Raw genomic sequence first — 14,411 nt, 5'->3', positions numbered from 1 at the left:
TACAAAAACGCCGCAAATTACTATTTGCGGCGTTTTTATTATAAACTCATTCGAGCATTTAAGAGCATGCTATTCCCTATACTTTGAAAAGGAAAATGATGTTGATGGCTCCGTTATTACTTCTCGATTTCCCTCATGTTCTCCATTTTCTTGTGTGCCAAGAACCCGTTGATGTCTTCGAAATGTTCTTTTACACGTTTGTTTCCAAACTCAAAGACTTTGGTCGCTAATCCGTCCAAGAAATCCCTGTCGTGAGAAACCAAGATTAATGTCCCTTCAAAATCGCGCAAGGCATCTTTGATAATGTCTTTGGTTTTCATGTCCAAGTGATTGGAAGGTTCATCAAGAATCAGCAAGTTTACAGGTTCTAACAATAACTTAATCATTGCCAAACGCGTTTTCTCACCACCGGAAAGAAACTTTACTTTCTTCTGGATGTCATCGCCATGAAACATAAATGCACCTAATATATTCTTGATTTGTGTTCTGATATCGCCAACAGCAATGTGGTCTATGGTTTCAAAAATGGTTGCATTCTCATCTAACAACGACGCTTGGTTTTGTGCAAAATAACCAATTTGAGCATTGTGTCCTACTTCTACACTTCCTCCATTGATTTCGATTTGCTTCATAATCGCTTTAATCATCGTCGATTTACCCTCACCATTTTTACCTACAAACGCTACTTTATCACCACGCTCAATGACAATATTGGCATCTTTAAAAATTAAATGTTCGCCATAAGACTTGGCTAAATCTTTAACAATTACTGGATAGTTCCCGGACCGAACAGCTGGAGGAAACTTCAACTTCAACGCCGAAGTATCCACTTCATCAACTTGAACCAACACCAGTTTCTCAAGCATTTTAACACGCGATTGAACAGCATCTGTCTTTGAAAATGTTCCTTTAAAACGGTCGATGAACGTTTGATTATCAGCAATCATTCGTTGCTGTTCGTCGTAGGCTTTTTGTTGGTGAATACGACGGTCTTTACGCAGTTCCAAATAGTGAGAATACTTGGCTTTGTAATCATAAATACGTCCCATCGTTACTTCAATTGTACGATTGGTGATGTTATCGACAAACGCTCTATCGTGAGAAATAACCACCACCGCTTTCGCCGAAGTAATCAGGAAGTCCTCCAACCATTGGATACTTTCAATATCCATGTGGTTTGTTGGTTCATCCAATAAAATCAAATCAGGCTTGCGTAACAATATTTTTGCCAGCTCGATTCGCATTCTCCAACCTCCAGAAAACTCTGAAGTTGGTCGATTAAAGTCTTCACGAACAAACCCCAAACCAACTAATATCTTCTCTACCTCTGCTTCATAATTGACTTCTTCAATAGCGTAAAACTTTTCACTCAAATCAGAAACGCGCTCAATCAACTTCATGTAAGCATCCGATTCATAATCCGTTCGGATGGTCAATTGCTCGTTAATCTCTTCGATTTCTGCTTTCATTTGGAAGATTTCACCAAAAGCTTTAGAAGCTTCTTCCATTACCGTTGCATCATCTTGGGTTAGCAAATGTTGAGGCAAATAAGCAACAACGGCATCTTTAGGAGCCGAAATATTACCCGTAGAAGGCTTGCTTTGTCCAGCGATAATCTTCAATAGTGTCGATTTACCGGCACCATTTTTACCCATCAAGGAGATTTTATCATTTTCATTAATAGCAAAAGAAACATCGCTGAAAAGCGTAGTTCCACCAAATTGAACGGAGATATCGTTAACTGTAATCATAAGTTTTATATTGAAAGCGAAAAGAATAGATATAGACTTTTCTTTTTTTTAAAGATGCAAAGATAAGCCGTTTGTCAAATAAATAGGCATAAAAAAACACCCTATTTAAAAAGGATGTTTATTATAAACTAAAATACCGAAAAACGCTTAGATATTCAATCTGAAGTCTTCAATAATAGCATTTACTTTACCAAAATCTACTTCTTCAATAAAGATTTCAACGGCTGCATCACTGTTTCCAAATCCACCCAAACGAGCCGATTGAATATTGTCTTTCATGATGGTTTTTACTCCAATTGCTTCAATCTTTTGATTCAACGCTTGCGCTAAAATTTGACTTCCCGAAAATACTTTTATCATTCCCATATCGCTATTTTTTTAATTATTTGTTCTATTCTTCTTCACCATCTTCTTGTTCATCGTCGTCGTCAATATCCTCCTCTTCCTCTTCTCCGTCATCATAAAAATCAAACCAAGTTGGCTCAATCATTACTCGATCAACAAAAGTATATAACCGTTCCGATTCATTTTCTGAAAAGAAAATACGTTGTGTTTTTATATTTTCGCCAATTCTTGAAATTTTAGTATCGTACCGCAACTTCAATAAATCATCTGTATTTTCTACAATAAACATTTTGAGTTGGTTGACATCAAAACCAGCTGTTGAAAACAAATCGTTGAGACGATTAGTTGTTCCAATTAAAACGTCAATCCCTAACGAGATATGGTTTTTATCAAAGTCAATATCGCCTTTATCATGAACGCCATATACCCGAAGGTTTGTGTAGTTTCCGAACTTCTCAAACATTTGTTTCATCTCAATCAACTTCTCTTTTGAGTGTACAAAAATCAAAGCTCGTGGCGACTCTTGAAATTCTTTTTCCAATCTCTGAATCACATTAAGTACAATTGCAGCTGTTTTTCCCGATTTTTCCGGTGCAATAATTACACAATCTGCACCACTTTTTATCAATGAAAAAGTTTCTTGTTGCAACACATTTGCTTCTGTTAAATCATTTTCGATTAACGCCTTTTGCAAATTCGGATTTATCTTTTTTAATTTCATTCTATATGTTTTAACAACGTGAGGACTTGAACTTCTCTATTATTTACTAGCAAAAAGTGCTACATCTTTCTCGGAAATTTCGTTTCCACCTAAGATAATGAGTCTTTCTACAACATTTCGCAATTCTCTAATATTTCCCGTCCAATCATATTCCTTTAGTAACGACAGGGCTTCTTGAGAAAAAACTTTTGCAACCGAACCTTGTTCATCTGCAATCTTTTTCGAGAAATGTTCGATGAGCAAAGGTATGTCATCACGGCGTTCATTCAAAGCCGGAACCTTAATTAATATTACCGCTAAACGATGGTACAAATCTTCCCGGAATCTACCTTCGGCAATTTCGTTTTTGAGGTCTTTGTTGGTCGCGGCAACTACCCGAACATCTACTTTTATATCTTTATCCGCACCTACTCTAGTAATCATACTTTCCTGCAAAGCCCGAAGCACTTTGGCTTGAGCCGAAAGACTCATGTCACCAATTTCATCTAAGAAAATAGTTCCTTTATCAGCCGCTTCAAACTTTCCAGCTCGGTCTTTTATAGCCGATGTAAAAGCTCCTTTTACATGACCAAAAAGTTCACTTTCTATTAATTCTGATGGTATTGCCGCACAATTCACTTCAATTAAAGCTGCACCTGAACGCTCACTTTTTTCATGTAATTGATGAGCAACAAGTTCTTTTCCAGTACCGTTTGGACCTGTAATTAATACTCGAGCATCCGTTATCGCCACCTTTTCAATCATGTCTTTGATGTGGTGAATTTCTTTTGAATCACCTATCATTTCGTAATTCTTGCTGACTTTCTTTTTTAGAATTTTATTTTCTACGACCAACTGCTTTTTGTCCAAAGCATTCCGTACGGTATTCAATAATCTATTCAAATCAGGTGGTTTTGAAATGTAATCAAAAGCACCCATTCTCATCGTGTTAATTGCCGTTTCCATATCGCCATGACCTGAAATCATCACAACTGGAATTTCTGGTTTGATTTTTTTGGTAGCTTCTAAAACCTCGACGCCATCCATTTTTGGCATTTTGATGTCGCATAAAATCAAATCGTAATCCGTGTTTTTGATTTTTTCCATGCCAACGAGTCCATCTTCTGCTTCTTCGACTTGATAGGAGTCATTTTCTTCGGAGAGAATTTTATTCAAAACCCTTCTAATCGCAGGTTCATCCTCAATTATTAATATTTTCGACATTATTCTTGTGTGTTAGTTGGCGTTCTTTTTATTGAAAATTCAGTGTTTTTATCTTGGTATACATGTAAATCCCTTTGAGGAAATGGAATTGTAATATTGTTTTCACGAAATTTTCGGTCGATTACAAAACGTAAATCACTCTTGGTTCTTTGCACGGCAAATGCATCGTTTACGTAGAAATTGATTGTAAAATCTAATGATGAATCACCAAAATTATCAAACAAAACGCTTGCTCTTGGGTCTTTCAATATTGATTCAACCTCTGAAGTAGATTCTAAAAGTATTTTTTTTGTTAAAACGGTGTCCGAACCATAAGCTACTCCAACACTAACATTGTCACGTACTATGCTGTTATTTTGTGTCCAGTTGAAAAGTAAATCATCCATAAACATGTGATTGGGTATAATCATCACACGGTCATTTCTTGTGTAAGCCCTTGTAGAACGTAAACTTATTCGTTGTACTTTTCCCACTTTGCCATCAATTTCGATAATATCACCTACTTTTAAAGATTGGTCTAAAATAATTAATACTCCAGCAATTAAATCTTGAAAAAGTTGCTGTAAAGCAAAACCCAATCCAATAAATATTGCGGCAGAAGCTGTTAAAAGAACTGAAATATCAACTCCAGAAATTCGAAGAGCAAACATGGTCACGAAAACATAAACCAAATATTTTATAAATTGAAATATACTTATAAATTTATTGGTATCATCAACTGGCAAATTTCTGGTGATTAATTTACGGATCCATTTTAGTGCAAAACTTGTAACAAAAAATGCCAAAACAACTGCTATTAATGCACCAATGGTAACATTAATATCTTCCGTTTTTATAAGGCTTAATCCTAAAGTTTCTTTTAGTTGTTCAAATAATTCCATAAACCAATTACTAGTATTTCAACCACTTATACAGTTCTTTCCACGTAGGTTTTTTACCGTACATTAAAATTCCGACACGATAAATTTTAGCAGCAAACCAAACTACGAAAAAGAAGGTTGCAAACAATAATGCTACTGAGATTAGTATTTGCCACCAAGGCACTCCAAATGGAATTCGCATTAACATAACTATTGGTGAAGTTAATGGAATCATTGAAAACACGGTTGCAATTGTTCCGTGAGGCTCACTTAAAACACTGAAAAAACCAATGTAAACACCTAACATTAAAGGCAAGATTATCGGCAGTAAAAATTGTTGGGAATCCGTTTCATTGTCAACTGCAGCACCAATTGCCGCATAAATAGAACTGTATAAAAAGTAACCTCCAATAAAATAAACTAAAAAGGAAACTAATAAAACGCCTAAAGGCAAGTTCTTTAATTCATTGATATATAACTGTGCTGTTCCTGCAAAATTATTGCCTGAAGCAGCTACAACGTCAGCCGATGGACTTCCCATTTCTATACCTAAAAATGCGGAAGCAATCACAAATAAAAGTGTTCCTACAATAGCCCAAATAAGAAATTGCAAGACTCCTGCAAGAGAGGTTCCGATAATTTTTCCCATCATCAATTGAAATGGCTTTACCGATGAAATGATGATTTCAATAATCCGATTTGTTTTTTCTTCAATAACACTTCGCATCACCATATTTCCGTAAATAATGATGAACATCATGATTAAATATCCAAAAGCACCACCAATAATTACCTTTATTTCATTCAATCCTTTGACCGTTTCTTCACCCGAAACTTTTGTTAAATTGATGTCTACTTTTGCTTCTGCATTTTTTATAACCAATGTATCCAAACCAGCTTTCTGCAAGTTATCGGTGGTCATTTTCTTACCAATAACTTCTTGTAAATCTTCGATAAAGGACATACTTGGACTTTCGTCCGAAATATATTGAATCTCTTTTGACAAAACAGTATTATCAGCATTCTGGGGAATGAACAAAATTCCTTCATATTTTTCGGCAACGACACTATCTTTTAGTGACTGCAAAGGAATATGTGAAAAATCTAAGTAATGATATTCGTCGGTTTGCTTGAAATCCGTAGCAAATAAATTAGATTCGTCGTGAATGATAATTTTTTTGACATCAGACCTCATCGTGCTCAAATAGCCTACAAATGCGGCAAGAGCCACAAAAAGTATGGGACTCAAAAAAGTCATCACAATGAAGGACTTGTTTCGCACTTTGGCTATGAATTCTCTTTTTATAATTAGGGTTAAAACGCTCATTTTCTATGTAAAGATTATATATTTTGAAAATTGTAAAAGATTATTGCGTAACTGATTGAATAAAAATATCATTCACACTCGGGATTTTTTCGACAAAATGGGTCACTTGGCCTCTTTGCGTTAAAATATGTAACAGTTCATTTGAATTTGCAGTACCTAATTCGATTTGAAGTTTTAAATCTTCGTTTAATGATTTAAAAGTTGCAGGACTAACTTTGAATTTTTGCGTTAAATCAAACATCAATCCTTCCACATTGCTTGTAAGAATTCCCACTTCAAAAGTATTACTTCGATATTCTCTTTTTACGTCGTTTAATTTGCCTTCAATTAATTTATTGGATTTGTGAATTAAAGCAATATGGTCACACAGTTCTTCGACACTTTCCATTCTGTGGGTTGAAAATATAATAGTAGCTCCTTTTTCGCGAAGTTCCAAAATTTCATCTTTAATTAAATTTGCATTTACAGGGTCAAAACCTGAAAAAGGTTCATCAAAAATTAATAGTTTTGGTTGGTGCAACACCGTTACCACAAACTGAATTTTCTGAGCCATTCCTTTCGATAATTCTTCGATTTTTTTGTTCCACCACCCTTTGATATCCAGTTTATCAAACCAGTATTCGAGTTGTTTTTTAGCTTCTGCTTTTGACAAACCTTTCATCTGAGCGAGATACAAACATTGTTCGCCCACTTTCATCGATTTATACAAACCTCGTTCTTCGGGAAGATACCCAATAGATTGAATATGTTTAGGTTGCAGTTTTTCTCCATCTAAAAGAATAGTTCCACTATCGGGATATGTAATTTGGTTTATGATTCGAATTAAAGAGGTTTTTCCGGCACCATTTGGACCTAATAATCCGTAAATACTTCCTTTGGGAACTGAGATGGAAACTTCATTTAGTGCGGTATAATCTCCGTACTGTTTCACCACTTTTTTTACTTCAAGAATGTTACTCATTGTATAATTTCTGATTTACTGTAAATATAAATATTAATCGTCCTAAAATAATGCTTTTTCAAAAAAAAACCCACCCTTATTTGCACAAGGATGGGAAAAATTGCTATGAAAAAGAATTTACTAGTAAACTAGCAAAGTTCAAATGTAAGTAAACTTTTTATATTATGAAAACATATCTTTCACTTTTTCGAAAAAAGATTTATCCGATTTTTCAGGATTTGGAGTGAAATTATCATCCGTCAAATTCTTTTCAAAAAATTGCTTTTGATCTTTGTTTAATGTTTTCGGCGTCCAAACATTCACATGAACCAATAAATCTCCGTTACCGTATCCATTTATACTTGGAATTCCTTTGCCTTTCAATCGCAAAATTTTACCAGATTGAATTCCTTCTTCCAGTTTAATCCGCACTTTTCCGTTTACCGCATTAATGTCTCTTGAAACACCTAAAACGGCTTCTGAAAAGCTAATGTATAAATCTAAATGTAAGTTTTCTCCTTCGCGTTTTAATGATTCATGCTCTAATTCTTCAATTACAACAATCAAATCACCAGGAATACTGTTACTTCCTGGAGCTTCATTTCCTTTATTGGCCACTTTCAACTGCATTCCTTCGGCAACACCTGCAGGAATTTTTATTGAAACTGTTTCATCTTCAATAATTAATCCTTGAGCATCCGCATCAGCCGGTTTTTTATCTAAAATCTGACCCGAACCACCACAAGTTGTACAAGTAACAGCAGATTGCATTCGTCCAAGAATCGTATTCGTCACTCGCATAACTTGTCCCTGACCATTACAAGTCGAACATGTTTTATACGAAACGCCACTTGCTTGAACTTTACGTTTTACCTTAACTTTCTTGTCAACACCATTAGCAATTTCTTCTAGCGTTAATTTAACTTTGATGCGTAAATTACTTCCTTTTACGCGACGTTGACCTCCGCCTCCACCGCCAAAGCCAGAAAAACCTCCGCCTCCGCCTCCGAAAGCACTTCCGAAAATATCGCCAAACTGACTGAAAATGTCATCCATATTCATGCCACCGTGTCCGCCACCAAAACCTCCTGAACCATCAAAAGCTTGGTGACCATATTGATCGTATTTCGCTTTCTTCTGAGCATCGCCTAAAACCTCGTAAGCTTCTGCAGCTTGCTTAAACTTATCTTCTGCTTCTTTATTTCCAGGATTTTTATCCGGATGAAATTCAATCGCTTTCTTTCGATAAGCTTTTTTAATTTCACCTGCATCAGCACTTTTTGTTATACCTAATATTTCGTAAAAATCTTTCTTCATATAGTTTTATTTGGTTTCAAATAAGTTTCAAATTGCCACTTACTTAAAATCTTAATTTTTGGTTTTTAGTAATCAGGAGTACTACTAAAATCCTATAGCTTTACATTCCAGTCACCACTTTAGGGAACCGAATTATTTTATCGCCTAATTTATATCCTTTTTCAATTACATCTACAATCTTACCTTTTAACTTCTCCGTTGGAGCAGGTATTTGTGTAATTGCTTCTGCAAAATCAGCATTAAAAACATCGCCATTTTTAATTTCAACTTCTTCCAAACCTTTAGAAACTAAAGTATTTTTTAGTTTTTCGTGAATTAATTCAACTCCTTTCGTCAAGTTTTTATCTTTCGCTTTATGAATTTCAACCAATGCACGGTCAAAATCATCTAAAACGGGTAGCATCGAATACAAAACGTCTTGGTTGGCTGTTTTATATAATTCAACACGCTCTTTGGCCGTTCTTCTTTTAAAGTTTTCAAATTCAGCAAAAAGACGAAGAAATTTATCTTTCTCGGCTGCTAATTCTTGTGTCAATCTTTCTTCAACACTAATTTCTTCTACAGGTACTTGTACTTCGTCTGTCGTCTTTTCTAATGTATCATCAGTTAAATCGAACTCTTTTTCTGTATTGTCAGTAGTCATTTTTGGGCTATTTTTGAATAAATTTTTTAAATCCATTTTTTGATTTCTCTATTGTCAAAAGTATTGCCAAATTATTTTCCGTGTCAAATTGTCACTTCTACCGCCAATTGATTTTTGGCAAAAGCACAATTTAATATTATTTTAAGAAATTCTGCATCTCCATTAATTATGTTTGCCAAAACAAAAAATATTATTATGAAAAAGACATTTTTAAGTTTATTGGTTTTAGCGTCAATGTCGGCGTTTATTTCTTGTAAAAACGAAACTGCAACCGTAACAACGGATGCTAACGAAATAACAGTGGCTTCGGCTGAAGCTGTGACTTACAAAATAGACATGGAAAATTCAGTCGTGGATTGGAAAGGTTCAAAACCTGGGACAACACATACGGGAACTATCAAGTTTAGCGATGGCGAAGCGATGGTTACTGACGGAAAATTAGAAGGCGGGAAATTTGTTTTCGATATGAATTCAATTACTGTTACTGATTTAAAAGCAGGTGACGGTAAAGAAGATTTAGAAACACATTTGAAAGGAACAGGCGAAAAAGCGAAGGAAGACCACTTCTTTAACGTTGGGAAATATCCAAAAGGAAGTTTTGAAGTGAAGACAGTTACCGAAGAAAACGGTAAAATGATGATTACTGGTAATTTGACTTTGAAAGAGATTTCAAAAAGCATTACAATTCCAGCAACAATCACAAGTGACGATAATTCAATGACAATTGTAAGTGAGCCATTCGTGATTAATAGAACCGAATGGAACGTAAACTATGCGTCTAAATCTGTTTTTGACGATTTGAAAGATAAGTTTGTTGAAGACAATATCGAGTTAACAGTAAATTTGAAAGTATTGAAATAGTTATTAATTCATCTTACTATTGAAAAAAGCTCCGAAATAATTTCGGAGCTTTTTTTTTATTCTAATACATTTTTAAGCGCTTTGTCAATTAATTTAAATTCAAATTTGAATCCTGCTTCTTCGATTTTCTTGGAACTCACATTTTGACTGGCAAATAGAATGACATGCATATCACCTAAAATTAATTTCATTAAAAATTTTGGAATATTTGGCATAAATAATGGCTTCTTTAAAACCGTTGCAATTTCCTGTGTCAGTTTTTTATTGGTTACGGGATTTGGAGCTACAGCATTGTAAACTCCGTCTAATTCATTATCGACTGCATAAAAATACATCGCGACCAAATCATGTAAGTGAATCCACGATTGCATTTGCTTTCCAGAACCGAAAGGTGAACCAATTCCCATCTGGATTGGTTTTACCATTTCTGGCAAAGCACCGCCCTTCTCAGACAAAACCAGTCCAGTTCTGATTTTGGCGACTTTAATATTTAGTAATTTAAATTTATTTACTGATTCTTCCCATTTCATCACCACTTTTCCTAAAAAACTTTCATCAACATCCGTTTCGTCTTCGGTATACAGTTTTGTCAAATTTTCGGGATAAATGCCAATTGCTGAGGCAGAAACAATCTGCTTCACTGAATTTGGATTGTCTTTTATAGCTTTAAAAAGCACATTTGACGATAGAATCCTACTTTCTATAATTTCTTGTTTGTATTTTGAAGTCCACCGTTTTGCAATGGAAGCTCCTGCCAAATGAATGATAGAATCGACACCCATCAAAGCATTTTCGTCAATAATTCCTTGGTCGGGATTCCAATAGAAACCGCGGTAATTGGGTTGAGATTCAATTTTCTTTTTGGAGGTCGTTAAATAATGAATCGAGACACCATTTTGAAGTAAAAGTGCCACTAATTCAGTACCGATTAAACCCGTCGCTCCTGTAATTAAAATTTTCATCGCCTTTGTTGTTTCTTTCAAAACTACAAGTAAAACAATGGAAAAAAAAGATAATTATGCAATGTTTAACGGTCGTATACCCTTATTTTTAACTTTTACCGTCCACTCAAAATCCATTTCAGAAACTTGCAAATTTTCTTGGTTATAACCAATAGATTTAAGCCAAAAAGTCTGCCCTTCTCCTGTCTGAATTGCTCTATTAATCCCTTCTTTTATCAAATGTCCCTCATTACAAATAAAAGTGATTCTACCTGTTGCCTTTTTTGAAAAGCTACATTTATTATTGGCAACCAACATCGATATTTTCTGACCACTTTGCTGTATTTGATTCATTACCAAAGCACCTGTTGTAAGTTCGGCAGCCATCGCTTGAACAGCAAAATACATCGAATTAAAAGGATTTTGGTTGATCCATCTATGCTTTACGGTCGCTTTACATACCACATCATTAATTTCTTTGACACGAACGCCACAAATGAATGCGGACGGAAGTTTAAAGAATAAAAAAGTATTGAGTTTCCTAGTCGTAAGAACCATAATGATAGATTTTTCTGTAAAAATAAACTATATTTTTGAATTACAACAATGTTAATTCTTTGTTAATATTTAGTACTATGCGAAACAAGATACTGTTCTTTGACCATATATTTGCATAAGAAAATACTATATACTTTTTATTATGGAAAAAATTACTCACACAAACACTGCAACAGCAACACATTTAAGCAGTTTATTTCAGTATTGCATTCCTTTTGGAAATTTCATATTTCCAATAATCATTTGGGCAACATCAAAAGACAAGTCGGAATTTGTTGATGAACAAGGTAAAGAAGTTATCAATTTTCAATTGAGTTTATTTATTTACTCGCTAATTTTGGTACTCATTGCAGTTCCAATTGTACTTTTTATGATTTTCAATAATACGGATCTTTCTTATTATGAAAATGCTGATTTAGTAATTGATAATTTTAATTTTGCGGAAGTATCAGGAGGATTAATAATTGCTGCAATTGCAATTTTCTTTTTGATGATTATTAAAACTGCAGAATTCTTTTTAATCATTTATGCAGCAGTAAAAGTATCGCAAGAAACCCATTTTAAATATCCGGCAACCATTAAATTTTTAAAGTAAATCAAGAGTTAATCACTCAAAAAGGTTTTAATCATCAATCAAAAATCGAATAATTATGTTACAAGTAATCATCACCGCTACCCTATTAATCACAGGAATGCTAGCGACAAAAGAACACGTAAGTCAGACGAATTCTGCAGAAATGCAAATCTGTTTAGCAACAAATTGGGAACTCGAAAAAGCTAATTTCCATAGTAAACAAAATACCCGTTTGTTAGCAAACAATCTGAATCCGAAAAAAGAAAATGAAAGAGAAACGATTTAACACAAGACAATCATGAATATAGAAAACACAAAAGCCCAGATGCGGAAAGGTGTTTTGGAGTTTTGCATCTTATCGGTTTTAAAAGAAAAAGACGCCTATACTTCTGAAATATTAGAAACACTCAAAAACGCTAAATTGCTAGTCGTGGAAGGAACCATTTATCCGTTATTAACCCGACTCAAAAACGACGGATTGCTCAACTACCGTTGGGAAGAATCCACTTCCGGACCGCCTAGAAAATACTATGGATTAACGGAAATAGGACACACATTTTTAAACGAATTAAGCGGAACCTGGACGGAACTTTCAGACGCTGTAACCATAATCACAAACAAAAACTAATAGTCATGAACAAAACTGTAAATATAAATTTAGGTGGAATGTTTTTTCATATTGACGAAGATGCATACCAAAAATTATCGCGCTATTTTGAAGCGATAAAACGCTCTTTGACCAATTCAAACGGTCAAGATGAAATCATCAAAGACATTGAAATGCGTATTGCTGAATTATTTGCTGAAAAGCATTCAAACGGCAAACAAGTCATCAGCTTGCGAGAATTGGATGAAGTGATTACCGTAATGGGACAACCTGAAGATTATCGCATTGACAATGACGACGCCGAAGAACCAAGACCAAATTACACGTATCAAACAAAAGGAAATAAAAAATTATACCGTGACAAAGACGGTGGAATGATTGGTGGTGTTTTGGCAGGTTTGGGTCATTATTTTGGAGTCGACAAAGTCTGGATTAGAATTTTCTTTTTGATATTACTTTTAAGTTATGGAGTCGGATTAATCCCTTACATTATCTTATGGATTGTGATGCCGGAAGCCGTGACAACTTCTGAAAAACTAGAAATGACTGGTGAACCCGTTAATATTTCGAATATTGAAAAAAAAGTAAGAGCTGAATTTGACAACGTTTCAGAGAAAATTAGAAACGTCAATTATGACGAAATGGGAAACCAAGTAAAAACAGGAGCGGACAAAATTGCTTCGAATGCTGGAAAGGTTTTCATGGCTATTTTTAATGTATTTGCAAAAATTTTAGGCGTTATCCTGATACTTACTGCTTTACCACTATTGGTAATGTTATTAATAGGGATTTTCACTTTAGGCACTTCTGCTTTTGTAGAATTCCCTTGGAGCGACTTCATTCAAGCAGGAAATTTCTCTGATTTTCCCGTATGGACATTTGGATTACTTGTGTTTTTTGCCGTAGGAATTCCATTTTTCTACTTGATGATTTTAGGATTCAAATTACTGATTACCAACATGAAATCGTTAGGAAATATTGTAAACTACACGCTATTTGCTTTGTGGATTATTTCTATCGCATTGTTAATTACCATTGGAATGAACCAAATGATGGAATATTCTACCGAAGGTCGTATCGTGAACAAGCAAACATTGAACATGAATCCACAAGACACGCTGCAAATTAAATTTACACACAATGACTATTATGCTAAAAATGTAAATGAGCGAACTGACTTTAGAATCACGCAAGATTCAGCAGACCAACGTGTTTTATATTCAAATAATGTTCGCTTAACAATTGTAAAAACAGATGAAAACATGCCGTATTTACAAGTTGAAAAGAAAGCAAAAGGAAGAGATTTGCGAGTTGCTAAAGAAAAAGCAGAGAAAATTCAATATGGTTTTAAGTTTGAAAATAATCAATTGATTTTAGACAATTATATACTGACAAATTTCAATAATAAATTCAGAGATCAGGAAGTAGAGCTAACTTTGTATCTTCCGAAGGGAACTTTATTCAAAACTGATAATTCTGTAGAAAACTATGATCGTTCTGACGATGAATTTTTTAACTTGCACTACAGTTCAAGCGATTACATTTATCAGGTAGAAAATACACAAGTTAAATGCTTGAATTGTCCACTTTCTGAAAATGATTATGATGATGTAAAAAATGAGGATTATGAAAACAATTCGGACACCATTAGACAAGTTATTTTGAAAGTAAATGGCAAAGAAATCATTACGTCAGAAACCGTCAATAGTAAGCAAACATCTTTATCTATTGATAAGAACGGAATTATAATTAAAAACAACTAA

At 34.3% G+C, this 14,411-nt stretch carries 16 protein-coding genes; 5 read left to right on the top strand and 11 right to left on the bottom strand.

The features are described from left to right. Positions 1 to 116 precede the first annotated feature (116 nt). From ACQ5J2_RS08755 to ACQ5J2_RS08715, 9 genes are all read right to left on the bottom strand, one after another. Positions 117 to 1,751 (bottom strand): ABC-F family ATP-binding cassette domain-containing protein, encoded by a 1,635-nt coding sequence (locus tag ACQ5J2_RS08755; RefSeq protein ID WP_432670032.1) that lies wholly within the window; start codon positions 1,749 to 1,751, stop codon positions 117 to 119. Positions 1,752 to 1,898: 147 nt separating this feature from the next. Beyond that, positions 1,899 to 2,117, bottom strand: coding sequence for a putative signal transducing protein (locus ACQ5J2_RS08750; protein WP_432670031.1), 219 nt, complete (start codon positions 2,115 to 2,117; stop codon positions 1,899 to 1,901). Between the two features lie 25 nt (positions 2,118 to 2,142). Next, complete coding sequence (locus ACQ5J2_RS08745; protein ID WP_432670030.1) at positions 2,143 to 2,817, bottom strand: DEAD/DEAH box helicase; 675 nt, start codon at positions 2,815 to 2,817, stop codon at positions 2,143 to 2,145. 39 nt (positions 2,818 to 2,856) lie between these two features. After that, positions 2,857 to 4,020 carry a sigma-54-dependent transcriptional regulator gene (locus ACQ5J2_RS08740; RefSeq protein ID WP_432670029.1) on the bottom strand — a complete coding sequence of 388 codons (1,164 nt, stop codon included), beginning with the start codon at positions 4,018 to 4,020 and terminating at the stop codon, positions 2,857 to 2,859. Further along, a complete protein-coding gene (locus tag ACQ5J2_RS08735; protein ID WP_432670028.1) occupies positions 4,020 to 4,901 on the bottom strand; it encodes a mechanosensitive ion channel family protein in 882 nt (293 codons plus the stop codon). The genes ACQ5J2_RS08740 and ACQ5J2_RS08735 overlap by 1 nt, the downstream gene beginning before the upstream one ends. Before the next feature lie 10 nt (positions 4,902 to 4,911). Further along, positions 4,912 to 6,207 carry an ABC transporter permease gene (locus tag ACQ5J2_RS08730; protein WP_432670027.1) on the bottom strand — a complete coding sequence of 432 codons (1,296 nt, stop codon included), beginning with the start codon at positions 6,205 to 6,207 and terminating at the stop codon, positions 4,912 to 4,914. Between the two features lie 40 nt (positions 6,208 to 6,247). After that, entirely contained in the window at positions 6,248 to 7,168 is a 921-nt protein-coding gene (locus ACQ5J2_RS08725) for an ABC transporter ATP-binding protein (RefSeq protein WP_432670026.1), read from the bottom strand. Between the two features lie 162 nt (positions 7,169 to 7,330). Further along, positions 7,331 to 8,464, bottom strand: coding sequence for a molecular chaperone DnaJ (gene dnaJ, locus ACQ5J2_RS08720; protein WP_432670025.1), 1,134 nt, complete (start codon positions 8,462 to 8,464; stop codon positions 7,331 to 7,333). Between the two features lie 100 nt (positions 8,465 to 8,564). Continuing rightward, the gene (locus ACQ5J2_RS08715; protein WP_432670024.1) at positions 8,565 to 9,143 is read right to left on the bottom strand and encodes a nucleotide exchange factor GrpE; all 579 of its coding nucleotides are present in this window, start codon (positions 9,141 to 9,143) and stop codon (positions 8,565 to 8,567) included. A 159-nt stretch (positions 9,144 to 9,302) separates the two neighbouring features. Between ACQ5J2_RS08715 and ACQ5J2_RS08710 the strand changes: the two genes are divergently transcribed. Continuing rightward, positions 9,303 to 9,968, top strand: a complete 666-nt coding sequence (locus ACQ5J2_RS08710; protein ID WP_432670023.1) for a YceI family protein — start codon at positions 9,303 to 9,305, stop codon at positions 9,966 to 9,968. A 56-nt stretch (positions 9,969 to 10,024) separates the two neighbouring features. On the opposite strand, the gene ACQ5J2_RS08705 is transcribed toward ACQ5J2_RS08710, so the two are convergent. Next, positions 10,025 to 10,930 (bottom strand): TIGR01777 family oxidoreductase, encoded by a 906-nt coding sequence (locus ACQ5J2_RS08705; RefSeq protein WP_432670022.1) that lies wholly within the window; start codon positions 10,928 to 10,930, stop codon positions 10,025 to 10,027. Positions 10,931 to 10,984: 54 nt separating this feature from the next. After that, on the bottom strand, positions 10,985 to 11,467 hold the full coding sequence (locus tag ACQ5J2_RS08700; RefSeq protein ID WP_432670021.1) for a DUF4442 domain-containing protein: 483 nt from the start codon (positions 11,465 to 11,467) through the stop codon (positions 10,985 to 10,987). A gap of 142 nt (positions 11,468 to 11,609) precedes the next feature. Here ACQ5J2_RS08700 and ACQ5J2_RS08695 point away from each other — a divergent pair, with 142 nt between their 5' ends. The 4 genes from ACQ5J2_RS08695 to ACQ5J2_RS08680 are packed head-to-tail and all read left to right on the top strand — an operon-like array spanning position 11,610 to position 14,411. Further along, positions 11,610 to 12,062, top strand: a complete 453-nt coding sequence (locus ACQ5J2_RS08695; RefSeq protein WP_432670020.1) for a DUF4870 domain-containing protein — start codon at positions 11,610 to 11,612, stop codon at positions 12,060 to 12,062. A gap of 55 nt (positions 12,063 to 12,117) precedes the next feature. Next, the gene (locus ACQ5J2_RS08690; RefSeq protein ID WP_432670019.1) at positions 12,118 to 12,327 is read left to right on the top strand and encodes a hypothetical protein; all 210 of its coding nucleotides are present in this window, start codon (positions 12,118 to 12,120) and stop codon (positions 12,325 to 12,327) included. 12 nt (positions 12,328 to 12,339) lie between these two features. Further along, on the top strand, positions 12,340 to 12,669 hold the full coding sequence (locus tag ACQ5J2_RS08685) for a PadR family transcriptional regulator (RefSeq protein ID WP_432670018.1): 330 nt from the start codon (positions 12,340 to 12,342) through the stop codon (positions 12,667 to 12,669). 5 nt (positions 12,670 to 12,674) lie between these two features. Continuing rightward, entirely contained in the window at positions 12,675 to 14,411 is a 1,737-nt protein-coding gene (locus tag ACQ5J2_RS08680; protein ID WP_432670017.1) for a PspC domain-containing protein, read from the top strand.

Source organism: Flavobacterium sp. SM2513, from assembly GCF_050908145.1.
GTDB lineage: Bacteria > Bacteroidota > Bacteroidia > Flavobacteriales > Flavobacteriaceae > Flavobacterium.
This window is presented reverse-complemented; position numbering and strand designations above follow the sequence as displayed.